Here is a 17,406-nt window from a genome sequence, read left to right as displayed (position 1 = left end):
TTTAAATTAGACTTTCACTTAATCAACTTTATACTATGAAAAGAAACTTTATGTATGTATTAGTAGGTGCAATCGGACTGACAGTTGCTTCATGTGCAACAAAAAATGCAGCGTCGCCTAAAGGAGCTGATGTTCCTGCCTATGAAGTACTTGAACTGCCTAAAGTATCCCTTAAAGACTTTAAAAAGAATTCGGCTGGTGCCTACGTATTATTTGATGGATCTTCATTAAATGGATGGAGAGGATATGCAAAAGACCATTTACCGAGTAAATGGGCTATTGATAATGGAACATTGAAATTCTCCAAGGCTCCTGCAGGTGTTCAAAACCCTGAAGGTGGCGACTTGATTTTTGCTCATGATTTCAAAAACTTCGAATTAGAATTCGAATGGAAGATTTCTCAGGCTGGAAACTCAGGTGTATTCTTCTTGGCTAAAGAAATTAAAGATCAACCGATCTATATTTCAAGTCCGGAATTCCAGCTCCTGGATAATGAAAACCACCCTGATGCAAAACAAGGCGTCGATGGAAACCGTAAATCATCTTCTTTATACGATATGATCCCTGCAAAACCTCAAAATGCTTTCCCAGCAGGCGAGTGGAACAGAGCTAAAATCGTGGTGAACAAAGGAAAAGTAACCCATTACCAAAATGATGAAAAAGTAGTGGAATACGAATTATGGACTCCAGAATGGACTCAATTATTAGAGGCTAGTAAATTCAGCAAAGAAAAATGGCCTTTAGCTTTCGAATTGTTAAACAATGTTGGTGGAAAATCAAAATCAGGTGTAATTGGCTTCCAAGATCACGGAGATGATGTTTGGTTAAGAAATATCACTGTTAAAGAATTATAATGTTTAAGAAAATTAAATATTGGAAAGAGAGCCTTTTGGGCTCTCTTTTTTGTATCTCGACCTTATTCCTTTCTGCCCAGGAACTGGACTGGAGGAATGTTCTTCAAGAAGGAGCATTAGAAGGTCGTGTAAGCGAAGTGAATGCCGATGATGGATATGCTAGGCTGCCTTTAAAACTAAAAGATCAAGTCCGGAAACCTGTATGGGATCTTGGACAAAATGGCGCTGGTGTCTATGTAGAATTTAAAACGCCGTCCAAATCATTTACCGTCAGATATAAAGTTTCAGGAAGCTTGAATATGCCCCATATGCCAACAACAGGTGTTAGTGGTCTTGACCTCTATGCTAAGGAATCTAATTCTCAGACCTGGAATTGGATGCATGGTAAATATAGCTTTAAGGATACCATATCTTATGTGTTTGAAGATTTTGGTTCAAACCCGGATTTCATTTACCGTCTATATCTTCCGCTTTACAATTCTGTGCAATGGATGGAAATTGGAACAGATAAAGGTGAGAAAATCGAATTCATCCATCAAAAAACCAAGCCCATTGTCATCTATGGTACTTCCATTGCACAAGGTGCCTGTGCATCAAGACCTGGATTAGGATGGACCAATTGGATGGGTAGAAATTTTAATCAAGAGGTTATAAATCTTGCCTTTAGTGGAAATGGCCGTCTGGAGCAACCTATCCTAGATTTGATCAATAAGCAAGACGCATCAGTTTTTATTCTTGACTGTATCCCAAATTTATCCATAGCAGGTGAAAATGGTGAACAGAAATTAATTGACCTGATTGATAATGCAGTCAAGACCATTCGAACTGTACATCCAAATACCCCAATAATCATCGCCGCACACAGCTCTAGCGAAGTTCCTGCCGTCTATAACCTCAAAACCAATGCGGATTACCAAAGCCGTTCCAAGGTGGCGGAGAAGGCTGTAAAAAGCCTGCAGCAAAAAGGAGATCAAAATTTATATTGGCTTACTGAAAAGGAAATTGGCTTAGACAATAACTCAACTGTAGATTATGCTCATCCCAATGATTTCGGAATGGAGAAAATTGCAACTGCCTATAGCAAATTGCTGAAGAGAATCCTAAAATAAACAGATTACAAGAGCTTATTAAAAAAGCTCTTGTAATTCTTTTAAGTCCTTGATCATATAGTTTACATCCTGAGGTTTTTCAACCTCCAATGGATTAAAGAAAATTGCTTCTAGACCAGCATTCTGCGCCCCTCGAACATCAGCATCGATATTGTCTCCAATCATCACAGCCTCATCCTTTATTGCTTTGCCGTTATTCAGGGCATGCTCGAATATCCTTCGGTCTGGTTTGTTAATCCCAATGATCTCAGAAATTACAATCGTTTCAAAGTAAACTGACAGATTGCTATGCTTTAATTTTTTCTCACAGGCCTCCTTAAATCCATTGGATATGAGGTGAAGCGTATAGCGATCTTTAAGATAAGTTAATGTTTCGTGGGCATTTGGGAATAGATTTGTCTTGGTCGGACAGATCTCCAAGTATTCTTCTTCAAATTCAACCGGGAATAATTCAGGGTTCACACCTAATTGGGTAAATGTATCCGCAAACCTCAATTTCCTTAGTGTAGCCTTGTCAATTTCCCCATGATGATAAAGATTCCATAACCTATGGTTATTGGCTGTATAGGTGCTTATAAACCCATCAGAGGTTGGTGAATTAAATATTTCATCAAAGGAATATCGGAAGTAAAGTTCCTTAAGCGTTTCCTCAGCATTCCTGTCAAAATCCCAAATGGTATGGTCTAAATCAAAAAATAGATGCTTTTTATCGTTGAACATGTGCAAATATAAGGGCTATACCTTGCTGTATCAACCTGTAATCTAAGTTTACTGTCATAAAGTTGCGCTTACTTCCTAATGAGGACGTATTTAAGTACATTTGCGCAGGATTTATAGGATATGAAAAAAGCATTATTTCTGTTTTATTTCTTGATTTTTTACGCAATCACCCAATTGTTGTGGTGGGGCTTTATCTTGGTGAAATTCGAACCAGATAGAAAGGGAATGATTATCGGAGAAGGATTGATTTTCTTATTGATCTTTATTTGGGGTGCCTTGAAATTAAAGAAGCAGGTAAAGCGTGAACATGAGATTAACCAGCAGCAGCAGAATTTCTTACTGGCCATTACACATGAGTTAAAATCTCCCTTGGCATCTGTCAAGCTGTATATCCAAACCATCTTAAAGCGTGACCTTGACCGTGAACAGCAGAAAGTCTTTTTGGCAAACTCACTCAAGGATATTGAGCGATTGGATGATTTAGTGGAGAATGTCCTTTTGACTACAAAACTTGAAAACAGAGCCTATCAACTACCTAAAGAGGCTTTCAATATCACCGAATTAGTGGAACAGATTATCGATAGATTGCAGAAAAATGCATGTAAATCCCAAGTTATCAAATTTGACCTGGATCCCGATATCGAAATCAAGGCAGATAAGTTCGCAATCACAAATGTCATTACCAACTTAATCGAAAATGCCGTAAAATATTCCCCTCCATGTGCAACCATCTTCGTAAAACTGAACAAACAAGGTTCAAACTTGTTGTTTTCAGTAACAGATCACGGCGAAGGAATCCCTGATGAGGAAAAAAAACTTATATTTAATAAGTTTTATCGAGTGGGTAGTGAGGCAACCCGTAAAACCAAAGGAACTGGTTTGGGGTTATATATTGTTAAAACAGTATTACTAAAACACAATGCAACCATTAGGGTGAAAAATAATACTCCTACAGGAAGCATTTTTGAAGTTATTTTTGAAAATTATGCAAACTAAACAACGTATACTATTAGTTGAAGATGAAGAACATCTATTAGAAGCAATCAAGTTAAACCTAGAACTTGAAGGGTACCGTGTTACTACTGCTACTGATGGTAAAAAAGCATTAAAGATTTTTAAGGAAGAGCGTTTTAACCTGATTATCTTGGACGTTATGATTCCAGAAATCGATGGTTTCCAAGTTGCGGAAACAATCAGATTACAGAACTCTGAAGTACCAATCATGTTCTTGACTGCTAAAAACAGCTCAGAAGACCGTATTACGGGTCTGAAAAAAGGTGCCGATGATTACTTGGTAAAACCGTTCAATCTTGAAGAATTAATTCTTCGTGTCAGTAACCTTATCCGCAGAGGAATGAAGGGAGATGACCTTAAGGAATTGAACTCCTATACAATCGGTGATAAAACTATCTACTTCAACTCTTTTGAATTGCATCAGGCAGATGGTACGATTACATCATTAACAAAAAAAGAAACTATGCTTCTAAAATTGTTAATTGAGCGTAGAAATGAGGCTGTTTCACGTGAACAGATTCTGGAAACCGTTTGGAATTACGATGTTTACCCATCTACCCGAACAATTGACAACTTTATCTTGACCTTTAGGAAGTACTTTGAGCCTGATCAAAAACATCCAATTTATTTCCACTCCATCCGTGGCGTTGGATATAAATTTACAGACAACTCGAACTAAGTAAATCGATGACGAATCAAGCACGAAAAATAGTAATCGCAATTGCGATCGCCTTTCTATTGTATGCGATCTATGCAAAGCATTACAATATCGCCGTCTATATTTTTGGTGGGATAGCCTACCTGGTTTGGAGTTATTTTAAAGAAGGAACCGTTTATCTGGCAACTCAGGCATTTCATAAACAGGACTACGAAAAAACGAAAAGACTGTTAGCCGAAATCAAGAATCCAGATAAATTAAGAAAGGGAAGACGTAATTTCTATGAATTTATGATGGGCAATATCGCCTTGAAAGAGGAAAAGATAGAAGAAGCGGAATATCACTTTCAATTAGCTTCTAGGCTCCCTTGGAGAAAAGATAATGAGAAAGGGATGGTGTTAATTAATCTTGCAAATATCAACCTGAGAAAGCATGATTATGAGCGCGTTCAAGCTTACTTGGACGTCACCAATAAATTAAAGCTTACGGCACGCCAAGTGTCAATTATTGAGAAAATACAAAACGAAGTTAATAAGCATAAGTAGTGGACAAAAATTTGAAAAACGATCTATTGATTCGCGCTGCGATGTCGCAGCCTACGGAAAGACCTCCAGTATGGATGATGCGTCAAGCAGGAAGGTTTATGAAAGAATATTGGGAAATTAAAAACAAGTATTCTTTCTTGGAAATGTGCAAAACCCCTGAAATTGCCGCAGATGTTACCATGCTGCCAATAGACCTATTAGGTGTGGATGCAGCTATTTTATTCTCCGATATTCTAGTTACCGCCGAAGCAATGGGCGGAGACCTTTCCTTCGAACAAGGGGTAGGTCCTCGATTCTCAAATCCAATCAGAAATGCCAAAGATGCCGAATACCTGAATGTAGATTGTTTGGATAAATTGCAGTATGTAGCTGATGCCATTCGCGTCATCCAACAACGTTTGGACGGAAATGTTCCCTTGATTGGATTTGCAGGTGCACCCTTCACCATTCTTAGTTATTTAGTAGAGGGTGGTTCTTCGAAAGACTTTAAATTAACCAAGACTTTCATGAACAACCAACCTGAATTGGCTCATAGCATTCTTCAGAAAATTGCTGATGTTACCGTTGAATACCTAAACATGCAAATTGCTGCCGGTGTGAACGCTTTACAATTGTTCGATAGCTGGGCTTTGGCTTTATCTTGGAATGATTATCATGAATTTTCCCACCAATACAATAAATACATCATTTCAAAATTAAATAGAAAAGATGTTCCGATTATTTCATTTGCCAAAGGTAGTTCGGTATTTGCCCCAGTGATGGCTGAAGCACAGCCTGATGTGGTTTCATTAGATTGGAATGCTGATCTATTGAATATCAAAAAAGCATTGCCAAGCAATATGGCCGTTCAAGGAAACTTGGATCCATTTGTTCTGTACGCTGATAAACCGGTGATTAAAAAGAAAATATTAGAATTATTCGAACGTATGCGCGGTGAAAAAGGTTTCATCTTCAATTTAGGACACGGAATCATGCCTGATATGCCTTTTGACAACGTAAAATATGCAATTGAGGTAATCAAGGAATTCAGATATTAAGAATTTTCAACTTTGAATAGGGGAGCTGTCACATTGTGGCAGCTCCTTTCGTTTTGAATGCAAATCATTTCCTTACGTACCAATGTCATTATTTGAGGATATAATTTTTATTTTTGAATATTAATTCAAATTATGCTTTATCTATACGCGAAAGCAATTCATGTTATTTTTGTTATTTGCTGGATGGCGGGGCTTTTCTACATGCCCCGATTGTTTGTCTACCATACCGAAGCGAAACAAAAATCCGATGTTGAATATCAAGTCTTACATAAGCAATTTGTGATTATGGAGAATCGGCTGTGGTGGGTAATTACAACTCCGGCCATGTATATTGCTGTCTTCTCAGCATTGACCATGCTCTACATTAATCCTGCATTATTAAGTACAGGCTGGATGCAGATCAAGCTATGTTTTGTTGCTGCCCTGATTGTTTATCATTTTATTTCTCAAAGGCTCATGCATCAGCTGAGAGATGAGCAGTGTAATTGGACTTCTTCCCAGTTTAGGCTGTGGAATGAGGTATCTACTCTGATTCTGTTTGCCATCGTTTTCCTAGTTATCCTGAAATCAGCGTTAGGCTGGGTGTTTGGCGTATTGGGCATTTTTGGATTGGGAATTCTACTCATGATACTTGTTAAGCTTTATAAAAAATATAGAAAAAATAAAGGCGAGCAGGTTGACTAATATGTATATTATGAAGAAATTACTTTGGATTGTTTGTGCTTTTATCTTGCCAATAACTTTAAATGCGCAGGAACATGATTGGGCATTTGGTCTTTATAGCGATCTGAAATTAGACGATGTGGGCTATGATGCCAGCTTCGGTGTTCAGGGTAAATATGACTTTACTAACCGTCAATCCATTCAGGCACAATTCCATGGTCGGGGCGATTTATTAGCGGTTGGCGCTGATTACTTGGTTAGCTTTTTGAACAAGGAGAAATCAAACTTTAACGTCTTTATGGGGCTTGGATTGGGCCAGGAGTTCTTTACTTATGACTATTCTGTTGAAGGTACGGAGGACCAACCCATGCGTCGCACGGAAAACTTTACCAAAGCAAATGGACAACTTGGCTTAAGTTATTATTTTCCTGCTGTGGATTTGTCCTTATATACGGGATATAAAGTCAAGTATCAATTTAAGAATGAAGTTGCCGAACCTAATTACGTTATGTTAGGTTTGAGATATCATATTTGGTAATGTTTTGGAGGTTAAAATCCTCCAAAACATACATATTTTACTTCAATATATTCGTCTAGACCGTATTTGGATCCTTCGCGGCCCAAACCGGATTGTTTAACGCCACCAAAAGGCGCAGAAGCATTCGATATCAAACCGGTATTCACTCCGACCATCCCTGCTTCTAATTGCTCTGAAACTCGAAAACACTGGTTAACATCTTGGCTGAAGAAATAGGATGCCAATCCAAATGGCGTATCATTTGCTAGTTGTATGGCTTCCTCTTCGGAACTGAATTTAAATAAGGCACAGATAGGCCCAAAAGTCTCTTCTGTCGCTATAATACTGTCCTTAGGCATATTGGAAAGAACCGTCGGTTCATAAAAGAGGCCTTTCATAGGCTTGCCTCCTGTTTCCACCTTCGCACCTTTAGAAATGGCATCCTGAACATGCTCTTCAACCTTTTTAAGTCCATCCGCATTGATTAACGGACCAACCTGCGATGTTTTCTTCAAGCCGTCTCCAACAACCAATTCTCTTACAGCCTTGGTCAATTTTTTGGTAAATTCCTCATAAACCTCTTCCTGTACATAAAAGCGATTGATCGAAACACAGGTCTGACCCGTATTTCTGAATTTACCAGTAACAGCTCCAGCTACTGCTTTATCGATATCTGCATTTTTAAAAACCAAGAACGGTGCATTGCCTCCTAATTCCAATGAAATTCTCTTGATGCTGCTGGCAGCCTGTTCCATCAACGTTTTCCCAACTGAGGTTGAACCCGTAAATGATATCTTTCTGATTTTTTCATTGCTTGCCAATTCCTTACCTATGCCTTTACTGTCCTTCGAGGTAATCACATTAAATACACCCTTTGGAACCCCGGCCTGATCGGCTAATTTTGCTAATGCAATCGCAGAAAATGGAGTCTGTGATGCCGGCTTCAAGATTACCGTGCAGCCTGCTGCCAATGCCGGGCCAACCTTGCGCGTGATCATGGCCAATGGAAAATTCCAAGGCGTAATGGCCGCGACTACCCCAACTCCCTGCTTAATGGTCTGCATTCTCGTATTTCCTGCCATGGAGGGAATCGTCTCGCCGTATGCCCGCTTTCCTTCCTCCGCAAACCAGTCTATAAATGAATTCGCATAATCAACTTCTGTCAGGGATTCCTTAATGGGTTTTCCACTCTCCAAAGTCATAATCTCAGCCAACTCCTGTTTATGTTCATTAATTAGATTGTATAAGTTTCTAAGGATCCTGGATCGTTCACCGACAGGTGTGGACTTCCATGAATCCCATGACTTGTATGCCGTATTGATAAATTTCTGACAATCCTTTACTGTCAAATCCGGTAATTTCCCTACCGGCTTTAGAGTCGATGGATTGATCACTTCAAATGTTTTATCGGAACTGATGAATGAACCGTTTAAATATGCTTTTTCAATTATTAGGGAATTCTTCATAGTAAACTTTTTAATCGAACAATTGGAAATGAGAAATGTTTATTTCAGTAATTTGCACCTTATAGAATGCAAAATGGAGGTTTTAAACCTCCATTTCTATGCTTTATTAAAGATTGTTAAGGGTATGACCCATTTTATCTCTTTTAGTTTTAAGATATCCTTCGTTGAATTTATTTGGAACGATCTCAATCGGAACGTTGTCTACAACCTCTAGGCCATATCCAATTAATCCAGCACGTTTTGTAGGGTTGTTAGACATCAACTTCATTTTTGTAACGCCCATGAATCTCAAAATCTGTGCACCAACACCATAGTCACGCAAGTCAGGCTTAAAACCTAACTGCAGGTTGGCATCCACAGTGTCGATTCCACTTTCCTGAAGCTTATATGCATGAAGCTTGTTAACAAGGCCAATGCCTCTTCCTTCTTGATTCATATATACGATAATCCCTTTTCCCTCTTTCTGAATCATCTCCATCGATTTATGAAGCTGTGGCCCACAATCGCAACGACATGATCCAAAGATATCTCCGGTAACACAAGAGCTATGAACTCTAACTAAAATAGGCTCATCCTCTTTCCATTCACCTTTATACAACGCTAAATGTTGCTCACCTGTATTCTTTTGGGTAAAGGCTTTCATTTTGAAGTCTCCCCATTCTGTAGGCATTTCAACGGTAACCTCTTCCTGGATTAAGGTATCGTGTTTTAAACGGTATTCAATCAAATCTTCAATTGAAATAATTTTAAGGTCAAAACGCTCGGCCACCTTGATTAGGTCTGGAAGACGAGCCATCTCACCATCATCCTTCAAGATTTCTACCAATACTCCTGCAGGTTCAAAACCAGCAAGGCGAGCTAGATCCACAGAAGCCTCCGTGTGTCCTGTTCTACGTAAAACACCCCCATCTTTAGCAATTAATGGGAAAATATGTCCTGGACGACCCAATTCCTCAGGTCTTATGTTCGGGTCAATTAATGCTTTGATTGTTTTGGAACGATCCGAAGCTGAAATACCAGTCGTACAGCCATATCCCTGCAAGTCTACTGAAACTGTGAAGTTCGTTTCATAAACCGCTGTATTATCGCTGACCATTAAACCAAGATTAAGTTCTCTACAACGTTCTTCGGTTAATGGGGCACATACCAATCCTCTACCATGCGTAGCCATGAAATTGATGATTTCAGGTGTAGCATTGCGAGCAGCAGTAACAAAATCACCCTCATTCTCACGGTCTTCATCGTCAACTACAATGATAACCTTGCCTGCTCTAATGTCCTCGATCGCTTCTTCAATCGTATTTAATTGGATTTTCATTTGCTTTAAATATGATACAAAGGTAGGGCTATTTAACCATTATTTTATAAGTAAGTTGTCATAAATCGATGAGCTCAACTTATTGTTCGAATTTATATTGTTTAAACAACTATGTGGCTTGACCGACCATTCTAAATTCCTTTATTTTCATTGGCATGCTATCTCTAACTTACCTTCTGATTTCTATATACACTTGGCAAAATTTTAAAACATTCAAAGTACACTTTTGAGAAATGATGGGAATACTTAAAACCTGTTAGGTAAGCTATTTCCTTAATCTCCAAATCTGTATGGATTAACAGTTCCTGTGCTTTCTTTAATTTCTGCTTGCGGATATATCCAAATACGGTATCACCGAATAAATCTTTGAAACCATTTTTCAATTTAAATTCATTAATCCCGAATTGTCGTGTTAAAGTTTTGAGATGAAGATCTTGATGGAAATTCTCGTCAAGATAACTCTTCAATGTAATCATAATGCCAATATCAGTCTGACTCCATTTACTTTTTTCGACAGAATTCTTCGAACCTGAAAAAACAGTTATCATAAGCTCGATGGCCTTGGTCCTGATAAATTGCTTCGCAAATTCTGATTGATAAGTATGCTCCAATAATTCATGAATCAACTTTTTTTGGACTTCAGAGATTATCGAGGCATGACGGTAAAACGTATAATTCTTTAATAGGAAATGTTCCAATAGATGCTTTTCAGAGTAACCCTGTGTCCTTAATAAGTCATATAGGTATTGCTGATCAATATGAATGTCCAATACCTTCCGCGAACAATTATAAGTAAGATGACCGTTCGTATTTGGGATATTAATAAATTGAAAATGGTTGGAGGGAATATGTATAAATTCGTTTGTCAGACTTTCAAAAAAAGAATCTCCCTCAATCTCAAATTGAACCTTTATCATGGGTTCTTTATGGTTTACTTTTAACCGAAATGGTTGCAATAATTTCCATTCCTGAAAGCTTACCGTAATGCATCCATCATGAAATTTATATAATCTGCCTTCAATGAGCTCATTATTTATAGTCTTTATTGAAAAACCATTTGCATAGTTATGACTCTCTGATGAGGCCAATAATGTGTTTAATTCTTCTTTCCCATACAGTTCTTTTAGGGTAACTGTTTTCATTTTATCCCTTATTTGTTGTTGAATATCCCTTAAATGTTATCGATGCGTAACCAAAAGTAATACTTTTGCCTCATTATTTATAATTAATCTAAATAAAATTAATACATGAAAAACTGGTTTTCGCAGCAATTATTTAAGGCTGCTATTACACTAACATTTTTATTTACTATTCCAGCACTCATATTTGCTCAACAAACAGGTATTGTTGAAGGGGAGGTGTTTACTATAGATGGTAAACCACTTTCATATGCTACTATTCGCTTAAAAGACACCAAATTCAACACATCTGTTGATGAATCTGGATCATTTTCCTTACATGCCCCAAAGGGAAATTATACGCTAGAGGTTTCCTATGCTAATTATACTATTTCTTCCATCTCAATTAATATAGAACCAGGTGAAACGACCCAAGTGGATCGGATTACTGTACAATCCAAATCAACGCAACTGAGAGAAATTATTGTCTCGGACATTCAACGAAACAAATTCGCTAGAAAAGAAACGCAGGACATTGCAAGGATGCCTTTGGCAAATCTTGAAAATCCGCAGGCCTATTCCGTGATAACTAAAGAGTTAATGATGGAAACTGCAGCTACAGATTATATTTCTGCCATGGCTCAAGTGCCAGGTGCAATTATTACCAATGGAGTTAACGATAGTGGAAATGGAGTTACCATGCGTGGTTTTTCCAATACCAATCAAGGAGGATCCAATATGGTCAGAAATGGTATGCCGGTCGAATCAAGAGCAGTATCTGAAATCTTCAATTTAGAAAAGGTAGAAGTAATTAAAGGTCCTTCCGCAACTTTGTTCGGTGCTCAATCCTCAAGCTATGGTGGTATCATAAATAATGTGACTAAAAGACCATTTGAATCTTTTCGAGGTGAAGTAAGCTACACTACTGGAAGCTTTGGAATGAATCGGTTGACGGCTGATATCAATACCCCTCTTAATAAAGATCGAACTGCTATGGGACGATTTAATGTACTTGGAATGACGAACAACGGTTTTCAGAATGAAGGTAAAGTTACAGCAATGGGATTTGCTACTAGCCTCCTGTTCAAAGCTAATAATAAAACAACGGTCAGGTTGGATGCTGATGTTTATAATACAACTAAACCCTTGGTTGCTTTCCTAAGAAATACAAATAAGCTGTCTTCTTCTAATTTGAAAGAATATAACCTTCCTTATGATCGCTCCTTTACTTCTGACGATATTGCTACAAACCGTACTAATATCAATATCGGTGCTGAATTGGAATATCAGATTTCTGAGAACTGGAGCTCAAAAACTTCCTTCTTATATAATAATACTGGCGACAAAGGTTCTATTTTCATGGTTCCCATGGTCGTAGATGACAATAGGGTAGAACGTCGATATAGAATCTTTGATGATTACAGCATGAACTTTACAGCTGTGCAGCAAAATTTCAATGGATCATATCAGCTTGGGGAAGTGAAGAACAAAATCTTAATCGGTGCTGATGCAACTTTCTTCAAGGATAAAAATCTATATATGTTTCCTTACTTCGCCATATATGACACGGTAAGTGTGAAGGATCCATATTGGAAACCCTTGACAAGATCTGAAGTGGAAGCATCAAGACCCAAACGAAGTTATGGCGATGGAATTGATGAAAGTAACTATCGCGTAATTAGCGGTTATCTATCCAATGTGACTAATATTTCTGACCGCTTATTTGTCATGTTAAGCGCGCGTATAAATGCCTTTCATCAAAACGATTTAACAACCTATAACCCTGGACAACCTCAGGTTGTTAATGAACAAGGTAAAGTGGAACAGAAAGCTACCGATCCGTTTTATGAGGTCGAAAAAGGGTATTCTCAAATAAATGTCTCCCCTAAAATTGGCGTTGTTTATCAACCCCTAAAAGATAGGGTATCTGTCTTTGCAAATTACATGAATAGTTTTTCGAATATCGGGGCTTCTCAGGGACTTTCCAATCCTTCAGATCCTGAATCCGATCCTGTCTTGACAAAATGGAAACCGGAACAGGCCAATCAAATTGAAGTAGGTTCAAAACTGGAGTTATTTGATGGTTTGTTAAATGCAACGCTAAGCTATTATGACATCCGTGTTAAAGACAAGTTGAGAACGGTGATCCCAGGAATCAGTGTACAAGATGGGAAACTTGAAAGTAAAGGTTTGGAAGTTGATCTGATAGCAAGTCCGAGCAGAGGCTGGAACATCATTGCAGGATATGGTTATAACGACAGCAAATACATTGTTGCGGCTGAAAATCAAGTCGGAAAACGTGATGCTTGGAGCCCTAAACATGTGGCCAACTTCTGGACTTCATATAAATTCTTGGATAATGGGGTTAAAGGATTAGGATTTGGAGCAGGTATTAACTACGTAGGTGATGTCTTGCTAAATATGCAAGATGATTTCTATGTACCCGCCTATACTCTTTTGAATGGAACAATATTTTACGACCAACCAAAGTATCGTGTCGGACTAAAATTAAATAATATCGCTAATGTTAAATACTGGGATGTATATGGAAAACCACAACGTCCATTTGAATTCTTAGCGAACTTATCTTTCAAATTCTAATTTGATTTTTCTAATGCCAAACTACTGCAGGTATCTTTCCTGCGGTAGTTTATTTTCAAAAGCAACCTTAAAATAGAATGATAAAGAATTTTGAATTAAAAACAAGACCCAAGCCAGCTTTGAATACTGCCCCGGTAAAAAAGAAAGGAAAAAACTGGTTCAGTAGATTGAATGCTTGGTTGCATCTGTGGCCATCTATTGTCTCAGGATTAATCGTTGTTTTTGTATGTCTGACAGGGACAATCATCGTTTATTGTGATGAAATTTTAGATTTTACAGCCGCTGAGTCTAAATTTGTGGAGGTTGGTGAAAAACGTGCAACCGCATCTCAAATTGTGGAAGCTATCCATAAAAAAGATCCTAAATTACGCCTGTCTCAAGTCGTATTCTTTAACGATCCAAAAAGATCTGTCCGGGTCAGAGCCTTCCATGATGATTCAAAACGGTTGAACTTTATCTATATCAACCCCTATACCGCAGAGGTTTTAAAAGTCGATTATACAGGGCATTTCTTTTATGTCACCGCACACCTGCATTCCAATTTGCTGAACAGACAATTTGGAGGTTGGATTGTATTGGTATCAACAGTTATTTTTCTGTTAAGCTGTATCACGGGATTGATTTTGTGGTGGCCAAAAAGATGGACAAAAAAAACAAGGCAGGATAGCTTCACCGTGAAATGGAAAGCAAAATTCAAAAGACTAAACTATGACCTTCATAATGTCTACGGATTTTATTCCTTATTACTATGTTTTATTCTAAGTGCAACAGGCATCATTATTTTCTTCCATTCTTTAGGTGATGTGCTTATCAAATCCTTTGGTGGTTCTGATGAACATATTGACGTTGTTTTACCAGCTTATGACGAACATAAATCTTCATTGGATTATGCCCAATATGCTTATCAAGCATTAGCTGAAAACCCACATAAAAAGAATGCTTCCATTTGGGTTTACAACCTTAACGAATTGGGGGCTTATGTCTTTCAAATGGGAGTGTCAGGGTTAAAAAGTACTGAAAATCTCGACATGGAAATATTTGATCGCTACACCGGAGAAAAACTAACGGTCGAGACTCCTTACATCGTTCATGAGAAAGTTGAAAACTATGTGTGGCAACTGCACATGGGCCAGTGGTGGGGACAATTTGGAAAACTCTCAACTTTTCTTGCCGGTATTATTGCTACTTCATTGCCTATTACTGGTTTCCTAATCTGGTGGGGAAGAAGGAAAAAGAAAAAGAAAATTGCAGGCTAATAATCTATCGATCTATGAAAACGACAAACCATTCTATTCATTTTAATCTTTCTATATGCTATTATCTACTCAATTGTGTTTGTTACTACTCTTGTTTTCATCATTTGCCTATTCACAATCTGGAATTCAGGGTATTGTCCTTAATGAAAATGATGAACCATTAAGCCAGGTTACCATCTCTTTAAAAGGAAGTCAGCTCCAACCCCTTAAAACTGGACTGACCAATGAAATGGGTGAGTTTTCCATTCAAATTCCTGAAGGAAACTACAATCTTGAAATTTCCTACCAAGGCTACTCGAATTATGTGAAAACTAATTTGAATGTCGCAAAGGAGACTCTGGATTTAGGAAAAATCAACCTCATCCCTTCGTCCTTAGCTTTGGATGAAATCAGCATCAAAGGCGAACGTAATCTTATTGAACGTAAATCTGACCGGATGGTGCTGAATATTGAAAGCAGCATTCTCGCCGATGGAATGACTGCCTTAGAAATTCTTCAACGGGCTCCGGCTGTTAAAGTCGATGATGATGGTAACATCAGCATGCGTGGAAAATCGGATGTTGCGGTTATGATCAACGGAAAATTATCTTACTTATCTCCCAAGGATCTTGCAACCTTACTAAAAGGAACAGCTTCTTCTTCCTTAAAGAGCATAGAGCTCATTACCAACCCTTCTGCAAAATTTGATGCTCAAGGGATGGGAGGAATGATAAATATTGTTATGAAGAATGATAAGAAAGCTGGCTACAACCTTACGGTTAATTCCTACGGCGGAGCAGGTCGAAAAGAAAGATATGGCGCAGGAATAAACTTTAATGGACAGGTCAACAAATGGAATTTTATCTTAGGTTATGATCGCGGCTACAGGGGTGAAAGGGAGTACAGAACCTTCAACCGCTTTTTTGAAAAGAATCCTGATGAAACCTTAGCTAGGAAATCAGTCCAATATTCCGATACCGATGAACCCTTGGAAACAAACAATGCGAAAGTCGGAATCGATTTTCAGGCAAATGAAAAACTGAATTTAGGAATAGCATGGACCGGGAGCTTCGGAACCTACAATAACTTCAATAAAGGATTCAATAATATTTTGTTCAGCAACGATGAAATGATATCCAATTCCCTGACCGATAATAGCAATATAAGTAAATGGAATACCAACACCTTGATGGCCAATGTACAGCAAGCAATTGGAGAACATGGAAATTTACTATCGGCGGATTTTGAATATTTAGTAGCCGACTATAAATCCGACCAACAATTAACGTCCGATTTTCAAAAAACAGGCCATCAAAACCCTTATCTGTCCAAAAGGAAAAATAAAACCCCTTCGATCTCTGAATTATATGTCGGTAAGTTAGATTATCTACATCATATCTCGACAAACCAACGATTGGAGCTAGGATGGAAGAGTAGTTTTATTGAAACAGACAATAATGCAATAAACGACACCTTAAAAGCGGGTCAATGGGTCAGCGATTTGAGTACAAGCAATCATTTTCTGTATTCAGAAAATATCCACGCTGGATATGCCAACTATCATCTGGAGTACAATAATTGGAATTTTACAGCCGGTTTACGTGTTGAAAATACCTATTCACTAGGCAATCAGTTGACGAGTAAGGTCGTGAACAAAAGAAACTATACCAATCTATTTCCCAGCGCTTCGGTCAGCAAAAAATTAAATGATCGCCATAGTATCCAATTTTCTTATAGCCGCAGGATCAACAGACCAGATTACGAGGATTTAAATCCTTTTCGTTTCTATGTTGATGCCTTCGTGTTTTATCAAGGAAATCCTCTATTGCAGCCCGAATTAGCAAACTCCTTTGAATTAAACTATAGCTTAGGAAAGAACCTGCATGCTTCCTTCTATTTTACAGATGTAAAAGATGTCATGACCAGTGTTTTGACTCAAATTCCAGAACAGAATGTGACCATCCGATCCATTGCCAATATTGAAGGCTTTAGAAATATCGGTATGAATCTAAATCATACTTATAAACCACTTCAATTCTGGACAAGTATCAACAATGCCAATGTATTTGAAAATAATTATTTCGGAAACTTTAATGCTGAACGCATTAAAAACAGATCCTGGTCTTATGAGATTCAGAGCAACAATATCTTTAAGCTACCTAAAAGTTGGGCATTTGAAATCAACGGACAATATAATTCAGACCAATCCAGCGGTGTTTTTGTAAGAAAAGGATTTGGATTTGTTTCTGCTGGGCTGATGAAAAGCGTCTGGAAAGACAGGCTTTCCCTGAAGCTAGCGGCTAATGATATCTTTAAAACCATGAACTATCATGCAGACTCCCATTCAGGATCAGTACGTATGAATCAGCATTTCAACCTGGATACAAGAACCCTTATTTTTTCAGCATCCCTCAAGTTAGGAAAAGAATTAAGTAAGAAAAAAAGAAATCCTAGCGAACAGGATGAACAAAGTAGAGTCAGAGGAGGAAATTAATCCAATTCAAATATATCGTTAATCAAAAAAGGGCTTCAAATATCGAAGCCCTTTCCT

The 17,406-nt window shown here is 38.0% G+C and carries 15 protein-coding genes; 11 read left to right on the top strand and 4 right to left on the bottom strand.

Features of this window, described 5'->3' with window-relative positions:
• The first annotated feature begins 35 nt into the window (after positions 1-35).
• Together E0Y80_RS03410 and E0Y80_RS03405 are read left to right on the top strand one after the other, a co-directional pair.
• Positions 36-854, top strand: coding sequence for a 3-keto-disaccharide hydrolase (locus E0Y80_RS03410; protein ID WP_156306012.1), 819 nt, complete (start codon positions 36-38; stop codon positions 852-854).
• A complete protein-coding gene (locus E0Y80_RS03405; RefSeq protein ID WP_156306011.1) occupies positions 854-1,963 on the top strand; it encodes an SGNH/GDSL hydrolase family protein in 1,110 nt (369 codons plus the stop codon). The genes E0Y80_RS03410 and E0Y80_RS03405 overlap by 1 nt, the downstream gene beginning before the upstream one ends.
• A gap of 18 nt (positions 1,964-1,981) precedes the next feature.
• On the opposite strand, the gene E0Y80_RS03400 is transcribed toward E0Y80_RS03405, so the two are convergent.
• Entirely contained in the window at positions 1,982-2,683 is a 702-nt protein-coding gene (locus E0Y80_RS03400) for a YjjG family noncanonical pyrimidine nucleotidase (protein WP_156306010.1), read from the bottom strand.
• A 120-nt stretch (positions 2,684-2,803) separates the two neighbouring features.
• Here E0Y80_RS03400 and E0Y80_RS03395 point away from each other — a divergent pair, with 120 nt between their 5' ends.
• From E0Y80_RS03395 to E0Y80_RS03370, 6 genes are all read left to right on the top strand, one after another.
• Positions 2,804-3,679 carry a sensor histidine kinase gene (locus E0Y80_RS03395; RefSeq protein ID WP_156306009.1) on the top strand — a complete coding sequence of 292 codons (876 nt, stop codon included), beginning with the start codon at positions 2,804-2,806 and terminating at the stop codon, positions 3,677-3,679.
• Positions 3,669-4,376 carry a response regulator transcription factor gene (locus E0Y80_RS03390; RefSeq protein ID WP_156306008.1) on the top strand — a complete coding sequence of 236 codons (708 nt, stop codon included), beginning with the start codon at positions 3,669-3,671 and terminating at the stop codon, positions 4,374-4,376. Before E0Y80_RS03395 ends, E0Y80_RS03390 begins: the two co-directional genes overlap by 11 nt.
• An 8-nt stretch (positions 4,377-4,384) precedes the next feature.
• The gene (locus E0Y80_RS03385; RefSeq protein WP_156306007.1) at positions 4,385-4,900 is read left to right on the top strand and encodes a hypothetical protein; all 516 of its coding nucleotides are present in this window, start codon (positions 4,385-4,387) and stop codon (positions 4,898-4,900) included.
• An 11-nt stretch (positions 4,901-4,911) separates the two neighbouring features.
• Positions 4,912-5,937: a uroporphyrinogen decarboxylase gene (gene hemE, locus E0Y80_RS03380; RefSeq protein ID WP_156306006.1), complete on the top strand. Its 1,026-nt coding sequence runs from the start codon at positions 4,912-4,914 to the stop codon at positions 5,935-5,937.
• Between the two features lie 132 nt (positions 5,938-6,069).
• A complete protein-coding gene (hemJ, locus tag E0Y80_RS03375; protein ID WP_156306005.1) occupies positions 6,070-6,621 on the top strand; it encodes a protoporphyrinogen oxidase HemJ in 552 nt (183 codons plus the stop codon).
• Positions 6,622-6,631: 10 nt separating this feature from the next.
• Entirely contained in the window at positions 6,632-7,138 is a 507-nt protein-coding gene (locus E0Y80_RS03370) for a hypothetical protein (RefSeq protein ID WP_156306004.1), read from the top strand.
• Positions 7,139-7,149: 11 nt separating this feature from the next.
• Here E0Y80_RS03370 and E0Y80_RS03365 read toward each other — a convergent pair whose 3' ends face one another.
• The 3 genes from E0Y80_RS03365 to E0Y80_RS03355 all read right to left on the bottom strand — a co-directional run bounded on the left by E0Y80_RS03365 (position 7,150) and on the right by E0Y80_RS03355 (position 11,043).
• On the bottom strand, positions 7,150-8,583 hold the full coding sequence (locus E0Y80_RS03365; RefSeq protein WP_156306003.1) for an NAD-dependent succinate-semialdehyde dehydrogenase: 1,434 nt from the start codon (positions 8,581-8,583) through the stop codon (positions 7,150-7,152).
• Between the two features lie 106 nt (positions 8,584-8,689).
• Entirely contained in the window at positions 8,690-9,901 is a 1,212-nt protein-coding gene (locus E0Y80_RS03360) for a bifunctional 3,4-dihydroxy-2-butanone-4-phosphate synthase/GTP cyclohydrolase II (protein WP_156306002.1), read from the bottom strand.
• Positions 9,902-10,065: 164 nt separating this feature from the next.
• Positions 10,066-11,043 carry a helix-turn-helix transcriptional regulator gene (locus E0Y80_RS03355; RefSeq protein ID WP_156306001.1) on the bottom strand — a complete coding sequence of 326 codons (978 nt, stop codon included), beginning with the start codon at positions 11,041-11,043 and terminating at the stop codon, positions 10,066-10,068.
• A gap of 105 nt (positions 11,044-11,148) precedes the next feature.
• Here E0Y80_RS03355 and E0Y80_RS03350 point away from each other — a divergent pair, with 105 nt between their 5' ends.
• The 3 genes from E0Y80_RS03350 to E0Y80_RS03340 all read left to right on the top strand — a co-directional run bounded on the left by E0Y80_RS03350 (position 11,149) and on the right by E0Y80_RS03340 (position 17,349).
• On the top strand, positions 11,149-13,620 hold the full coding sequence (locus E0Y80_RS03350) for a TonB-dependent receptor (protein WP_156306000.1): 2,472 nt from the start codon (positions 11,149-11,151) through the stop codon (positions 13,618-13,620).
• 77 nt (positions 13,621-13,697) lie between these two features.
• The gene (locus E0Y80_RS03345; RefSeq protein ID WP_156305999.1) at positions 13,698-14,876 is read left to right on the top strand and encodes a PepSY-associated TM helix domain-containing protein; all 1,179 of its coding nucleotides are present in this window, start codon (positions 13,698-13,700) and stop codon (positions 14,874-14,876) included.
• A 55-nt stretch (positions 14,877-14,931) separates the two neighbouring features.
• Positions 14,932-17,349, top strand: a complete 2,418-nt coding sequence (locus tag E0Y80_RS03340; protein ID WP_156305998.1) for an outer membrane beta-barrel family protein — start codon at positions 14,932-14,934, stop codon at positions 17,347-17,349.
• The last annotated feature ends 57 nt before the right edge of the window (positions 17,350-17,406 follow it).

Source organism: Sphingobacterium endophyticum, assembly GCF_009733535.1.
Classification (GTDB): domain Bacteria; phylum Bacteroidota; class Bacteroidia; order Sphingobacteriales; family Sphingobacteriaceae; genus Sphingobacterium; species Sphingobacterium endophyticum.
This window is presented reverse-complemented; position numbering and strand designations above follow the sequence as displayed.